This is a genomic window from Candidatus Profftia sp. (ex Adelges kitamiensis), assembly GCF_020342455.1.
In the GTDB taxonomy this organism is placed as follows: domain Bacteria; phylum Pseudomonadota; class Gammaproteobacteria; order Enterobacterales; family Enterobacteriaceae; genus Profftia.
Map to the genome: position 1 here is coordinate 25,544 of NZ_CP080506.1, position 16,689 is coordinate 42,232.

Sequence of the window (16,689 nt, forward strand, 5' to 3'; positions counted from 1 at the left end):
TAAAAATAAAATTGAAAATAAAAAGATAATATCTTATGCAGTCCCCCCTACTGTTATTAAATCTATTTTTAGTGTTGGTTGCCCAACACCCACTGGTATATTTTGCCCTTCTTTACCACATAACCCCATACCCTTATCAAAAGCTAAGTCGTTACCTACCATTGATATTTGCTGCATTACCTCAATACCAGAGCCAATTAGCATAGCACCTTTAACTGGCTTGGTTATTTTCCCTTGTTCTATAAGATAAGCTTCTGCAGTAGAAAAGACAAATTTTCCAGAAGTAATATCTACCTGCCCCCCAGCAAAATTTGGTGCATATAAACCATACTCTACACTAGAAATAATATCTTGTGGTATAGATTTTCCTCCTAGCATATAGGTATTTGTCATTCGTGGCATTGGTAAATGAGCATATGATTCACGCCGGCCATTTCCAGTAGGTGCTAGTCCCATTAGACGAGCATTTATTTTATCTTGCATAAAACCCTTAAGTATACCTTTCTCTATGAGTATATTATACTGACCCTGTACACCTTCATCATCTATAGCAATGGAACCACGATAACCCCTAATACTACCATCATCAACTACGGTACATAACTCTGAAGCAACTAATTGTCCAATCTGACCACTAAATACAGAAGTACCTCTACGATTAAAGTCTCCTTCTAAACCATGACCTACAGCTTCATGCAGTAATATACCTGGCCATCCAGGACCTAATACTACTGACATTTCACAGGCAGGGGCTGCAACAGCCGATAAATTCACTAAAGCTATACGCACTGCTTCTTTAGCGAACCAATCAGCTCGTATGTCATTGTCAACTAATTCGAAGAAATAATTATAACCAGAACGACTTCCACCACCACTTGATCCGCGTTCGCGGCGTCCATTTTTTTCTTCTACTAAGACGTTCACTGCAAGACGTACAAGAGGACGAACATCTGCTGCTAATGTACCATCAGTAGCAGCTACCAATATTAGCTCATACATACCAGTAAGACTAGCAAATACTTGCTGTACTCGTGAATCTTCTGATCGTGCGGTATTATCTAAACGATACAATAAAGCAATTTTATCTTCACGCGATAAACTTTCAAGTGGATTAATAGCTGGGTACAATAAATTATATTTCATATTATTAGAAATACAATATGAGGCTATAGTACCATTACCTTTCTCAGGTACAATGCTACGAGCAGCTTGCGCAATTTGATTAAGAGCATTCAAGGTTATTTGGTCTGTATAAGCAAAACCAGTTTTCTCACCTCTAATAGCTCGGACACCAACACCCTGGTCAATATTATAGGATCCCTCTTTAATTATGCGATCTTCAATGACCCAAGCCTCATAATAGCTAGACTGAAAGTAGAGATCTGCATAGTCAAGTTGACGTTCATATAATTTCTCCAATACTGCAAAAATATCCTTATAACTAAGTTTATTAACAGTTAATAACTGCTCGCTGACTAATGTTAGATTCATATTATTTTGCTCTTTTACATCTAAATAATTAACCATCTTAGTGCACTTTAACCTTCACTTAATTTAATGTTATTAAATTATGTTGTATGATAAAAGATTTTTATTTTATAATTAATATTTATTAATACTAATTTACATTATACAATAGTATTAGTTTATAAAAATTCAAATCAATATATTTCTAATATTATTACTGAATAATTATATAAACATTTATTATTAGTCTGTATAAAAGTTATCTTTTTAAAATAAGAATATAATCTTTAAAAGATAAGATCTTTATATTATATGCAAGAAAGTTAAATGTAATCATATTTATTATTATATAATGTAAGAGTAAATATGATTGTACTTATACTCTTAACTACTATAACTTTACCAAGTTAGGTGGTATCCATTATAAGCTCAATATTAATACATTCTCTAAGATTGCTAATATATACTTCTATTTAATATAACAATAATACATTAACTCCAAAACAAAGACTATTAAAATGATTACTAATTTATTTTAATAGTCTTTGTTTGACATAATACCTTATTAATAACAGGGCGCTCTAAACTTCCTGTAATAGTATAACACACTAGAGATATTTTGTGCCATAGAGGTGCTAAAACTTTAGATACAGTAAATACAATAGCACCCATAATTGGATTAATAATTAATGCAGTAGCTACTCCTATGGTACCTGAAATATCTGGAGAAATAACCGCGCGCATATTGATATGGCGCGTAACAAAATTTACTAATCCTTTCATTTCAACATCAGCAGATAAACCATCTATTAGTAAGTCATTGGTTACTAAAACACCATTATTCAGTGTGCCATTACTACTAATATTGTTATAATAAAAATCTTGACTAAATGTATCTCTAAAATCTAATTTTAGCTTACGCAATAATGCGTCAAAACTAATTAAACGAAGTATTTGAATAGTACGTCCTCTACCAGTATTATCAATGTTACCTTTACCTAATTTACAGTTTATAGTACCATTTAGCGAATTAATTTGTGGATACCATGGTATCCCAACCCAATTTAAGTCAACGTTAACATTAAAAGATGAATTTTTAGGTAGCATAGTAAAACCAAAATAGTGACTACTATTAGTTATATTGTCTCCTTTAAACTGACCTTTCAAAAAGGTATGATTATTTACTCCTATATGATTCCATATACCAGAAAATGTAAGCTGAGTATTCCCTGTATCTATCAAACCATTATTTAATCTTAATTGATCTATTTTAGGATATAAATCAAAATTAAATTTATGTAGATGATGATCCATAACCCAACAATCCTTACAGCGCATTATAATATTTATAGGTAATTGACTTAAAGTAATATTATATATATTAGAATATATTGATGGTCCTTGATTATTTATCAAAAATGTAGTGCTATACTGGGGGTTATAATATAAATACATTACATATATACTCAGTACATTATCATTATCTAGAATAGCTGAACCATTAATTTCACGCCCCTTAGCGCTTATATGAATACCACTCTTTAGTTTTGAAACTAAAATCTTTACATTATGCCATATTTGATCTGCTATTATTAACTGTTGAGTACTAATGCGAATATTTTTTGGATAACTAAAATAATATCCTAAATGTTTAGAAAAATTATTATTTTGAATAGAGTTTATTATAGTTAGCCACTTTGTAATATTCAATATAGGAACAGTTAATATAAGAGATTTACTATCCGGTAATTTTAGAACTTTAAAAGTTTGATCACTTAATACAGCTCGCACAAGTTTTAATTTCTGTTTTTGTAAAATAAACTGACTAATAAAAGTATAATGGGTTCCTATTTTCCCTGAAAGAATTAAACTATTTAAATCTCCTTTAGCATGTAGTATAAGTGGTAATTGATTTTTCTGCAACTTACTATTAAAAGGAGCTGGTAATTGACTTTTTATATTTCTAAGATCTGCATTCACTTTAATATTATATGATAAATTCTTTTTATGCTGTAATTTTAGTATAATTTTAGTATTCCAAGAAGCGCTACCACTAATGTATTTAGCTAATACAGGTGGTATACATAGTGATTTAGCGGTTTGCCAGTTTCCTTGTAATTGTATATTAATATTGAAATTTTCTTTAGATTTAATAGTTGATATAGTAAAATTTACTGGCTTATCTAACCAATATGCGCTCATAAAACTACTAATTAAATTATTAGTATTAAAATATAATAATCCATTTAATTTAGTTAAATTACTATCTAGTGCTTTAATAAAAAGGGAGTTATTTTTAAACATAACCTTGCCAGTTATGTGAATTCTATTATTCGTTAATGGAATATCTAAATGTAAGCAACCACTGATATTATCACCACCAATTTTTATTTCATTTAAAATAGAATAAACTAAATTAGATAATGGGGATTTTTTTAAATATTCATAAATATCATGAGGTGAACTTAAAATATCAGCATTAATAAATAACCTTTTATTATAATAAGATGGGATTGTTGCTAAAATATTAGTACCAATAAAGTTACTTAACTTTATATAAGGAATGTATACTCTTAATCCATCATGTAAAAAATGTAAATCCACATCTAAATTATCTAGTGATATCCAGTTAGGGTGGAATCGAAAACTTATATTATGTAATGGTAAAAAAATCTGAAATTTATCTATATTATGTACATGTAAAAAATCATGCGGATTACCTACATATACTAAAGTAGCATTATCTACCTGACCTCCACTCACAGAGTTAGTTAGATAGTTTGATAACCATGTTCCTATAAGAATTTTAGGAAAATAATGAAAAGCCTGCGAGGCGTTATATAAGCGAATACCAGATAAAATACTTAGCCAAGGATTCCCATATTTAGGTTTTTGATATTTAAAATCTCCAGTAGCCCATAAGGCATCTGTCTTTACACTAAGATGATCACCTGTAAGAAACAATACTCTATTATTTTTACCAAAAGAGACAAAACCACTAGCATGAATAATTTTTACAGGTAATTGATATAGCTCTTTACTATAACATAAAACGCTATTTTTTAAGGAAAATATTAATCCTGTATTCATTATACTACCCGATATACTACCATTAAAGTGGTTTATACCAGGAAAAAAATTATATGGCTTCCAACTTAAATCTTTCCATGCAGCGGTAAATCTCGAACTTTTAGGATACCGTAAAGGTATATCAAGACCTATGTAATTAATATATCCCTTTAGATTTACTTTATTCCAAAATGTAATGAGATTAGGAGTGAAAAAAGATATAACAGTTAAAACAGGTATAATTAATTCTAATTGTAAATTTGTTGCTCGTAAACTTAACTCTGTTGATCTTTTTTCCCTAATAAATTTAGTATTTTTAGGACTAAACATTACACTTAATGATCCTTTTGGCCATTGAATATTATCAGTAGCTAGTTTTATTTGGGGGATATGAACATTCCATCCATTAGTAACTCGATCTAACTGTACATACATATTATTTATTGTTAGATCATGGTGCTTACCCGCTGTACTTAAGTTAATAGTACCTTTTTTAATTACTATATAACTACCTTGAATATCACCGTTAATAATTTTTATCCACGAGTCAAAACTGACAGTTTCACTGCATAGACTAGTATTAGATTGTATCCAGTATTTTACCCAAGGATGCAGCTCAAGTTTATCTGCTTGTAAGTAAACCTGACCATCAGTTAATTTCCCTTTTTTATCATGAAGATCAATATGAATCTGTATATTGCCATTATTATTTTTATAAGTAGAACACATAACTTGCCCTTCAGCACGAATACTTTTGACAGTTTTTAAATATATAAAATTAGGAATATATATCTGCATGCTTCTACTAAATGGGCTAAAGAATACTATTTTGCTATCATGAATAATAATATTATCAATATTATATTGAAACATCTTAACTAACGTATAATTCTTTAGTTGCTTAGAACATAATAAGGAAAGATTAAAAGTGTTATAACTCTTAGCCTCTAAATGATCACAATTTAAATAATGTATATGCCAACACCAGTGTAACAAAGATTGCCATATATCTAATGCTATAGTCATGCTATTAACACTAACATTACCTATAATAGGTTGAACTAAAGAAATATCATGTACTTCTAATACAGGTCCAGAGAATTGCCAACTAATATCTAAGTCCCCAATTTTTATTGGTATACCAGAATAACATTCGATCTTTTCAATTATTTGTGGACGAAAATAATTAACATAGAGTAAAGATAATTGTAAAGCAATAAATATACATGCAGTTAATATAACGAATGTTAGCAAAAAGTATATAGATATTCGCTTCACGCTCTTCTCCTTAAACTCATTATAATAAGTTGAGCGTAATATTATATTATTGCCCAGTAAAATTAACTATTAACGTTAAAATTAGATTACTCTGTACTTTTGATTCATTTACGAATAAATCTAAAATAACAGTTACATTATATTTTATCATTTTTATGTCTAACTAATAAAAACATAATACATGTGCTAAATAGCACTCACTGCGATCATCATAATCAAATAGTAGTATTTTAAATAATTTTTATAGTAAAAGGTTTCGATATTTTTAGGTATTTTACTATCATCGTAAATTTAAATATCTATACGGCATATATTTTATAATCTTTTAACTAATTATTTTTTAATACATATTAATTTATCTAAAATTGAAAAACTTATATATATATTTTAATCTTTGCTTTTAAATATGTTTTTGATGTATTATATATAGTATATTTTGAAAAATATCTAAATACTTATATTAGTAATATTAATAATAATTATACTATTTCTTATTTAGAATATTAACAATCATTTATTAGTATCCTAAAATTTTTAAAACTCATCCATAAATTATATCATCCCAATTACAATATGAAATAAATAATCTACTATTTAATATAAGCATTTCTATTTAATTAATGATAAAAAAGGAAAGGTGAAATTATATTTTATAATCAATTAAGATCAATAATAAATAATAGTACTCCATGTAAAAGAAAATACTTATTCAAACTATAATAAAAGTCTTTAATAGTATAACTAGAATATCTTCATAGAAAAATTTAATAAACTATATTACATCACCATGATGTATATAAAATACGATCTAATATTACTTAAATAATATAATTTAAGATATTCCTAGTATTAATATCCTTAGAAAGATTAAATTTGACTTTATTATAAATTTTATATAAGATTTTGACTATATAATTTTAAATTATAGTACTTTAAGTTAATGTTAAATTATTAACAATTCAGTATTCTGATCCGTATACAATTTTATTACTAATTCTAGTATTTAGAAAATATATTTTAACATATGCTTAACTTTGATGTAATAATATAACCAATAACTTTTTCGTAAACATTGGATAGATTTTATCAATGCCATTGAAAGTAATTACTTCCTTATATTATCATAAGATATTTTTTTACTTTTTAATAACTTTAATTACTTAAATAATACAATTATTTTATATCTAAATAACTTATTCTATAATTTTATAAAATATTTTAAAGTTACAATAATGATACTAAATATACGGTGATGATAAGATCTTATTATTTTTTTTTGAATTTATTTTATATTATTAAATATTTATAGAGTTATTTTAATTTTTAGTAATTTCAACTAAGAAATTTTTTGAATATTTTACAATAATATTAAATTTAATATAGTAATAAATATATGATTTGAAAATCATTTATATTAAGAATAATTAAAAATTATCTCAATTGAATTCACAATTAAGTTGATATGATGTTTTTTATTACACCAATGATATTTATAAATATATTATGCGTAGAGATGTTATAATATGAATATTAATAAAGTTAACATGTTATTATTTATAATTCTTATTAACTACAAAAGTTCTAAATCATTTAAATTAGTATTTTACTAATATCAAATATATAATTTTTTGTTATCTAATTTGATTTTATATATCGTAAATAATAATTTGTATAATTCAAGAATACTATAATTTATAAACACTAATACAAGATAATAATGTTTTTATGCTTTCGTAAAATCGTATATTTTAAGTTGAGCCTGTTTCTTTAATTAATACCTTTAAATATCTTTTTTATAAATTTTAAAAACAAAATATCAATGTACTATAAAAAATATATCAATATACTTTTACATAGTAATTGTATTTTAAATATAAATTTATAAAAAAATTATATAACTTATGCGTCGACTTAAGTATATCATATAATATATTATAAACACAAGTAAATAAAATACGTCCTTAAAAAGAAAGATGATTTATTAACGATATTTAATACCTTAATTAATTATAAACAGTATAATTTTTTGATTATTAAGTAACTTTTATTTAACTAAACTTATATAAAATAGTATTTAACTAGAATAATATTTAGTACGTTACTATATCAGTTAAATCACTCAATAACCTTGCTCTTTTTATACCTAATTCATTATACGTAGTAAATATAATAATTATTTATGATCTTTTTGTATTTTAAAAAACTTCTATAAACCCAAGAAAATAATAAGGTAGGATAATCTATTGAAATTACCTGATATAAGTTTAATTTATTAATGAATATTAAAGTAAATATCACTACTGTAGTATAAGTTAAATACTATAGATTATATCTATAATATAATTTTAACATATTAAATTAAGAATTTTATCCCTAATATTATTGTAAAAACATAAAATTGTAATAAAGTAAAGTATTACTCTGGCAAGAGTAGTCTCAGAAAAACTAAATAGTAAATTATTTGTACTAAATTTATGAATCTTAATAATCTTTTTTTATTTTAACTAAAAAACCTTTATTATCAAAAGTTATAGTTAATATGCGTTGAGACATAACTGCATGACCTAACTGCTGACGAAATACATAAAACCATGTACTACTACCAAATGGATCTTGTATTATAGGGGTACCTAAAGTATATATAACTTGTTCCTGTGTCATTCCTATGTAAATTTTGTCCATGTCAGTCTTAGTAATATAGTTTCCTTGGTTGATATTAGAATAATATACTAACTGTTTAAAAGTTGAACATCCTATAATAAGTATTATTATGGTAGTTGATATAAGTATTTTTAAATACATGGTAATTTAATACCTTTATAATATTTAGTGAATCACTGTGGTTTATATTATAAATATATAAAGCACCTAATATTGCTTACTAATACATTTTAGTTTATTCTTTTAATTAAAATAAAAATATATTATTACTTAATAAAAACTTGCCAATTTTATAGTAACAATAAATATATACTTATATCTTTTTTCTATAATGCTAAAGCTAATGAAAATTATAGATCTTATTATTAATAACAGTAATTTTTTGCTAGTTAGAATTAATTACTATAGTGTGACAATTATTCAAATATTTATATACATACTTATTTTAATAGATATTAATAATATTATCATCAATCTTACATAACTAGAGAAAATAAAAGGCATATAAGGTATTCAATCAATAATATTTAATTTCACTGGTATGTATAATTATTACAAGTCTAAGGGTAATATTAATTAAATTTCTTTTTATGAATAAAATTAAGATATTAGTGTATACAAATACTTTATTTAATAAAACACAATTTTTGAGTAGTTATATACTTAGAATAGTAGTAAATATTTTAAGATAGTAACTATAGACATATAAAATTTTTAAAAAATAATCTTCAATATCATTCATTAAGATAATAATGATATTTATCATATATTTATACTTAAAAATATATTAATTTTAGTAATAATAAGATCGGATATATATGTGGAGTTATTTATTTTTTCTAAGCACAGTAATGATTTAATATATCAAATTAATTATACATTCATAATAAATATCTTTTTTATATTAATAGTATATTTATATTGTAGCTATTTATAATATCCATTTAATGTAAACAAAAAATCAGTAATATATTTTTAAATCTATAAGTAAATAGTATATTAGTACTAATAAAATTTATAGACAATATAGAAATATGTTTCTATATAAACTGCAATAAACCTAAATATAGAATAATAAACTATCTATAGAATCTTGCGATGCATCTTATTTGTTGTGATGATTAATATCATAGTTAAATTACTACACATCTTGCAATGTAATAACCTAAATATTGCTTATTGATAAATATCAATACTACATATATAGTTAATATGTTAAATATAAATAATATATGCAAATATAAATTATATTATCAAATTTTTAATATTATAAAATATAATATATTTAGATTTTAATATAAATTATTCTATATAATTTTATATTAAAATTATATAGAATAATTTTGCTTTTAATAATATTCACAACTATACTAGTAGTATAGTAATTATCTTTTAAAATTCAAGTTTTTTAAAAAATTTTTATATTCATTAGTTAGTTAACTAATAGTACCAAACTAGATTTTATAATATAATCATATGCAATAACACTCTTACTTAAAGTATTTATACTATGATAATCACGAGCATCATAAATATTAAATTATTTAGTACACGTGAAGTATATAAAATATATAATTTTGCTGAATGATACAATAAATAGTTGTATCTTATTATTTTAATATAAATATATATGTAAGTTTTATTTAAAACTACCAAATGTTACAATTAGAATACAAGTACTACATATATTTTTATATATAAGATAGATCATCTATAGTTATTTAATAATAATATTATTATTATTCATTTTCTTTAGTATAAAAGTAGGCAAAATTGACAATATATAATAATTTAATTTTATAAATTATGTCACATTAAATTTCATAAAAAGGATATATACTTGAGTGTGGTAGTATTTTATGATAATTTAATTAAATTAAATAGTCTTTAATATATAAAAGAAATAATTAGACTTAAAACAAAGTTTTATAATATAGTAGACTAAAGCTTGTATAAAATTTTTATATAAAAAATATTAAGAAAACGTTATGAGTAATTAAAAAGATACTAATTAAAAGAATATTTTATATTATTAGGTTTACTTATAATAATTACATAAGATAATAATAAAGGCTACTTAGATTATTAAATAATACTAATAAGTATATATTATTGTAATAATCAATATATCATAAAAAATGCTTATTTATTGGATTTATAATATTGTGATTTATAGTGTTTTAAGGTAATTTTTATTAAAATAAATACATAAACAGTTAAAATACTTTGTTTTATATAAATTTTAATATTTAATATGTAATAAATAAAGTTATAAAAACTACATAAAACATTTATTTAGATAAATAATACAAAATATAGATACATAATAATATAAAATCATTAAAAATAATACATATAAACTAATATTGTAATAACTATGCCACACCCAATATTATATATGTTCTAAACAAAATAAATATAAATAATATTTCTAATGATTAATTTAAAAATATTTATTTATGAAAACAGTTAAGTTGTTATCACAATAACATACTAATCTTTGATTATAATTAATATAGTTATATTATTATATAAACTATCCATATAGTTAAGATATATAAATATACTTTATAAATCTTAAATAATAACAATCACCCTTTAATTATTTTATGATAGCATTAAGATATCTAAATATATAGAATATAAAAGATTCTAATTATAATATCAATTCTATTGAAACACTAAGTGGTGATATAGTAGTCTTATTTTTAATAAATAAAATAAATATTTTTTATAAATAATTACTAGTTATGGGAATTTTATTTTTATTAGAAAAGTTTTTTAGACCACCCCAATTTAGTACTTAATATATTAAAATAGTTATAGTCTTTAGGATGTATTAGCTCCAAGTAAAACTCACTACGCTGAATTAATACATCTTCACCTGGCTTGATCGATAAAAAAATTTGACCATCGCAATTAATTGCAAGATCGTTACTAAAATTATTAAAACGTAGATTTATTTGGCTATTACCATCTATTACTAAAGGTCTTGATGAAAGTGTATGCGGAAACATTGGTACTAAAGCTATAGCATTTAGCATAGGAGTTAATATTGGTCCATCGGCAGATAAAGAATATGCTGTAGATCCAGTTGGCGTCGAGATAATCAAACCATCTGATCGCTGTGAAAAAGCAAAATTTTCATTAATATATACCTCAAATTCAATCATATGAGCTACTCTTCCAGGATGTAAAACTACTTCATTTATTGCAGTACAAGTATATTTTGATATATTTTCTCTACGCAATTGTACTTCAAGCAAAAAACGATGTTCACTAATATATTCCCCTCTCAGAACATCTAACAGCTGTTTTTTAACATTATCGGGGTTAAGATCAGTGAGAAATCCCAAGTTACCTTTATTTACACCAATAACTTTAATATCGTATCCCGCTAAAATTCTTGCAGCACCTAACATATTACCATCACCACCGACCACAATAGCAAGATCGGCCTGTTTACCAATATCTGCTAAACTACCTGTAACTACATTTACTAATTTAAGATGATGTATAATTTGTTCTTCTAAAATAACAGAATAACCCTGACCTATAAGCCAGTAAAATAGCATCTCGTGCACATCCATCGCTGATGGATGTCGAGGATAACCAATCAAACCTATACATTTAATTTTTTTATTCATATAATATATCCTTACTAAATATAATTTAATAATTCTACTAATACATACTTCTCTTGCATCGTAAAATTTTATCCCCATAATAATAAATTAAGTATAGAGATAAATACTAAACCGTGGAGAATTTTATGAGCAATAAAGAACATAATATATCGCATATACAAGACTCACAAAAAATAGAAAACGGACAGGGTCAACAACAAGTAATATCTCAACCTAATGCTGTAAACACAGTATCAGCATTAGACGAGCATAATAAACTTATTACTGAATTAGAAAAAAAGTTACAAGAATCATCTCAACGTGAACGTGACTATTTTCTTCGTTCTCGCGCAGAAATAGATAATATTCGCCGTCGTACCGCGCAAGATCTTGAAAAAGTACATAAATTTGCCTTAGAAAAATTTACTAATGAACTCTTACCAGTTATCGATAATTTAGAACGGTCAGTTGAACTAACTGGAAGTTCTAACCTTAATATAGTAACCATGATCGAGGGTCTTGAATTAACCCTAAAATCTATGCTAGAAGCTATACGTAAATTTGGTGTAGAACAAATTAATACAGTAAACGTTCCGTTTAATCCAGAAATACATCAGGCTATGACTCTAATTGAATCAGATCAACATGAACCAAATCATGTTATGATGGTTATGCAGAAAGGATACACTCTTAATGGTCGTTTAATACGTCCAGCTATGGTTACAGTATCTAAAGTTAAATCTGATGAGGAACCAAAACAATAAAAAAATTATTAACTTAATAATGTTTAATTTAAAATAGTCTCTTAATACTATTTTTCCGGTAAAAAGGGTTGCCAATTAATAGGTTTTTTATTTTGTTCTAATAGAAAATGATTAGTCTGTGAAAAATGATGACAACCTAAAAAACCGCGATATGCTGACATTGGAGATGGATGGGACGTTTGTAAAATTTGATGAAGATGACTATTAATAATATTACTTTTTTTTTGGGCCTGTACACCCCAAAGAAGAAATATAATCCCTGAACGGTATTCATTCAGAGACAATAACACCTTATTAGTAAAAGTCTCCCATCCTAATTTAGCATGTGAATACGGTTTACCGCACTCAACGGTTAATATGGTATTAAGAAGTAATACACCTTGATCAGCCCAACTTTTAAGATAACCATGCTTAGGTATTTTAAATCCTTCAATATCATTATAAAGTTCTTTATATATATTTATGAGAGAAGCAGGTACAGGAGTACCTGGAAGCACAGAAAAGGATAATCCATGGGCTTGATTTAGCCCATGGTAAGGGTCCTGCCCTAGAATGACTACTTTAACATCATGAAAAGCGGTAAATCGAAAAGCATTAAATATATCTTTCTGCAATGGATAAATAATTTTACCAGATTGACGCTCAAGAGTAACGAAATTCAAAATTTTATTAAAATAATACTGTTTTTTCTCAATACCAATAACATCGTGCCAGTTTAATGGTAAAGTCATGATTAATACCTTTTTAATTTTAAAATTATTAATATGTAGGTAATTACAGTATACTTAATAAGTATAGTAGTAGGGTTAATTTCAACTACTATAAGTCATTAAACTATTAATACATAGTAGTTTTAATTAAATATAAGTAAGATTATTGTAATAATCTTACATTAGCATGATAATGTAAGATTAATATTAAAATTAATAAATATCTATGCACTTATATTTGAATTATTAATATTACTCCAACTTCTATGTAATTGATTAATTTATAATATACCTAAAATATATAGTATCATTGCAATGATACTTAATAAAATAACTTGTACGGTTTATAAACATTATAAAAATATACTAAGATATAGTAGGTATATACATGTATAATATGAAGAATATATTTAATAATAAAATATTAATACTCACATAATTAAAGTAATAATAATTATAAAATATATAAAAAACCGCTTATTTAAGATAATACTACGAAATTAGTATAGGTAATAATTTATAGAATAAATAAGGTATTTTACAATTATAGATCAAATAATAATTTTAATAGGAATATTAAATTATATAATTTTTATTATACGTCCTAATATATCTCAATATTATTTTTCTAATAAAATTATATCATTTTAATAATACTAAGTATTTTATATTACAGGTTAAATATTCTTATATGTTAAAAAATAAAGCCACTAGTAAAAATAATAAAATAACATATGATATGCAAATGGATAGACTAAAAATACCACCACATGCAATAGAAGCAGAACAATCTGTATTAGGTGGATTGATGTTAGATAATACACGTTGGGATAATGTAGCTAATTATATAGTTGCTAAAGATTTTTATAGTCATCCACATCGTAGAATATTTAATGAAATGAAGCGTCTATTAGAAATGAATAGACCAATAGATTTGATCACACTAGCTGAATCATTAGAGCAGTGTGATGACTTAGAATCTGTTGGTGGATTTGCCTATCTAGCAGAACTTTCAAAAAATACACCTAGTGCATCTAATATTGATGCCTATGCAGATATTGTACGTGAACGTGCAGTGGTACGTGAAATGATATTAGTTGCTAATGAAATAGCTGACGCCGGTTATAAACCTCAAGGACGTAGTAGCGAAGATCTATTAGATTTTGCAGAATCAAGAGTATTTCAAATTGCAGAAAACCGCGCTAATAAAGATGAAGGACCCAAAAGTATAGATCGTATTTTAGAACAAACTGTTGCGCGTATTGAGCAGCTTTATCAAACACCATACTGCGGTGTAACCGGTATTGATACTGGCTATCAAGAACTCAACAAGAAAACCGCTGGCCTACAGAAATCAGACCTTATTATTATAGCAGCCAGACCATCAATGGGAAAAACAACATTCGCTATGAATATATGCGAGAATGCTGCTATGACTCAAGTCAAACCAGTGCTTATTTTTAGTTTAGAGATGCCAGCCGAACAAATTATGATGCGTATGTTATCTTCATTAGCACGGGTGGATCAAACTAAAATTCGTACAGGTCAGCTAGATGATGAGGATTGGGCGCGTATTTCAAGTACTATGGGTATTCTTCTAGAAAAACGCAATATATATATTGATGATTCACCAGGACTAACTCCTACGGAGATACGTTCTCGTGCACGCCGTATTTTTAGCGATCATAATGGACTGAGCCTTATAATGATTGATTATCTACAATTAATGCGTGTACCCTCTTTATTAAATAATCGTACATTAGAGATAGCAGAAATATCACGTTCTCTTAAGGCATTAGCAAAAGATCTTCAAGTTTCAGTTGTGGCGTTATCACAACTTAACAGATCTCTAGAGCAACGTGCTGATAAACGTCCAGTAAACTCTGATTTGCGTGAATCTGGTTCTATAGAACAAGACGCTGACTTAATTATATTTATCTATCGTGATGAAATTTACCATGAAAATAGTGATATGAAAGGTATGGCGGAAATTATTTTAGGAAAGCAACGTAATGGACCTATAGGCACAATATTACTGACTTTTAACAGTCAGTTTTCACGTTTTGATAACTATACGGGACCTAGGTATAATCATAAAAAATAATCCAAGTTATCCAGATTATCTAATCTGGATAACTTGGATCCCCTTAGTAATCTAAATAAAGTTTTAAGAAGAGGAGGGAGGGTATATTTCTTCATAAGAAGATAAAATTAATATTAATAAGATGCATTAATCATGATAATTATATTAATATTTTAGAAAAATTAAGCAATATGACTAATAATTCTAATTTGTTATCCATATATGTTATAAATCTTTTAAAAATTTGAAGGAGATACCTAAATTAAATTATATAAGTATTACTGAAATATATGATTATTTTAATAAACTTATTCTATTTTACTAGAATAAGACTATTCTTTAGTTATATTTAAAAAAATTATACCCTTCTATAAAAGTTAAGTTTTATTTATTGATAAAATAATTAATTACTAGTCAGTATTATAAATAAAATAGTTATTTATTGTGGAGATGCTATTAAATATATAAATACATGTAATATAATTTATTTTATCTTTTAGTATGTTTTTTGTTAAAATAAACTTCAGTAGTTGTCTTAGAATTAAGATATTACAAAATAATTATTTTTTTCAATTATGCAATATTTATATTACATTAGTTTTTTACTAAAACTAATTGTAGTTTTATTTTAATATAGGTAATAAGATACCTATCTACTCATATTATTTTCTTCTTTGTCTATTAAAATATATTATTCTCGTTTAGTTTTTCCTAACTACCGTACTAATTATATTTTGTTAATTATAGATTGATCGTATACATTTCTAATAAAAATAAACTATTATTATTTTAATAGAGGTTTAGATATTATATCTAGATATAAGTGATATTTATATAATATAAGCATTTATACTAATAGATAATAGGGATAATTATATGTATTGATAATAATTTATTAAAATATAAAAAGTTATATCTATGTACTATATTTGTAGTGAAAAATATTATTTTTTTTAAACTAATTACATTTTTAATGTATTTATCTAAAGGGCTATTATAACAAATATTGCTATTTCTTATACGTTATTTAT

Annotated in this window: 7 protein-coding genes; 2 read left to right on the top strand and 5 right to left on the bottom strand. The window is 24.9% G+C overall.

From position 1 onward, the window contains the following. Positions 1-33: 33 nt before the first annotated feature. The 4 genes from tldD to nadK form a co-directional block, all read right to left on the bottom strand. The gene (tldD, locus tag K0T98_RS00070) at positions 34-1,491 is read right to left on the bottom strand and encodes a metalloprotease TldD (RefSeq protein WP_225639393.1); all 1,458 of its coding nucleotides are present in this window, start codon (positions 1,489-1,491) and stop codon (positions 34-36) included. A 501-nt stretch (positions 1,492-1,992) separates the two neighbouring features. Continuing rightward, a complete protein-coding gene (locus K0T98_RS00075) occupies positions 1,993-5,814 on the bottom strand; it encodes a YhdP family protein (protein ID WP_225639394.1) in 3,822 nt (1,273 codons plus the stop codon). A 2,481-nt stretch (positions 5,815-8,295) separates the two neighbouring features. After that, positions 8,296-8,616, bottom strand: coding sequence for an outer membrane protein assembly factor BamE (bamE, locus tag K0T98_RS00080; RefSeq protein WP_225639395.1), 321 nt, complete (start codon positions 8,614-8,616; stop codon positions 8,296-8,298). 2,627 nt (positions 8,617-11,243) lie between these two features. Then, on the bottom strand, positions 11,244-12,122 hold the full coding sequence (nadK, locus tag K0T98_RS00085) for an NAD(+) kinase (protein ID WP_225639396.1): 879 nt from the start codon (positions 12,120-12,122) through the stop codon (positions 11,244-11,246). Between the two features lie 125 nt (positions 12,123-12,247). Here nadK and grpE point away from each other — a divergent pair, with 125 nt between their 5' ends. Then, on the top strand, positions 12,248-12,865 hold the full coding sequence (gene grpE / locus K0T98_RS00090) for a nucleotide exchange factor GrpE (protein WP_225639397.1): 618 nt from the start codon (positions 12,248-12,250) through the stop codon (positions 12,863-12,865). A 47-nt stretch (positions 12,866-12,912) separates the two neighbouring features. Here grpE and ung read toward each other — a convergent pair whose 3' ends face one another. Beyond that, positions 12,913-13,596 (bottom strand): uracil-DNA glycosylase, encoded by a 684-nt coding sequence (ung, locus tag K0T98_RS00095; protein WP_225639398.1) that lies wholly within the window; start codon positions 13,594-13,596, stop codon positions 12,913-12,915. 670 nt (positions 13,597-14,266) lie between these two features. Here ung and dnaB point away from each other — a divergent pair. After that, positions 14,267-15,679 (top strand): replicative DNA helicase, encoded by a 1,413-nt coding sequence (dnaB, locus tag K0T98_RS00100; protein ID WP_225639399.1) that lies wholly within the window; start codon positions 14,267-14,269, stop codon positions 15,677-15,679. The last annotated feature ends 1,010 nt before the right edge of the window (positions 15,680-16,689 follow it).

Bases quoted from the DNA above. Each gene is read 5' to 3' on its own strand.
- dnaB (WP_225639399.1), top strand. From the start codon at position 14,267: ATGTTAAAAAATAAAGCCACTAGTAAAAATAATAAAATAACATATGAT.
- ung (WP_225639398.1), bottom strand. From the start codon at position 13,596: ATGACTTTACCATTAAACTGGCACGATGTTATTGGTATTGAGAAAAAA.
- bamE (WP_225639395.1), bottom strand. From the start codon at position 8,616: ATGTATTTAAAAATACTTATATCAACTACCATAATAATACTTATTATA.
- grpE (WP_225639397.1), top strand. From the start codon at position 12,248: ATGAGCAATAAAGAACATAATATATCGCATATACAAGACTCACAAAAA.
- tldD (WP_225639393.1), bottom strand. From the start codon at position 1,491: ATGAATCTAACATTAGTCAGCGAGCAGTTATTAACTGTTAATAAACTT.
- nadK (WP_225639396.1), bottom strand. From the start codon at position 12,122: ATGAATAAAAAAATTAAATGTATAGGTTTGATTGGTTATCCTCGACAT.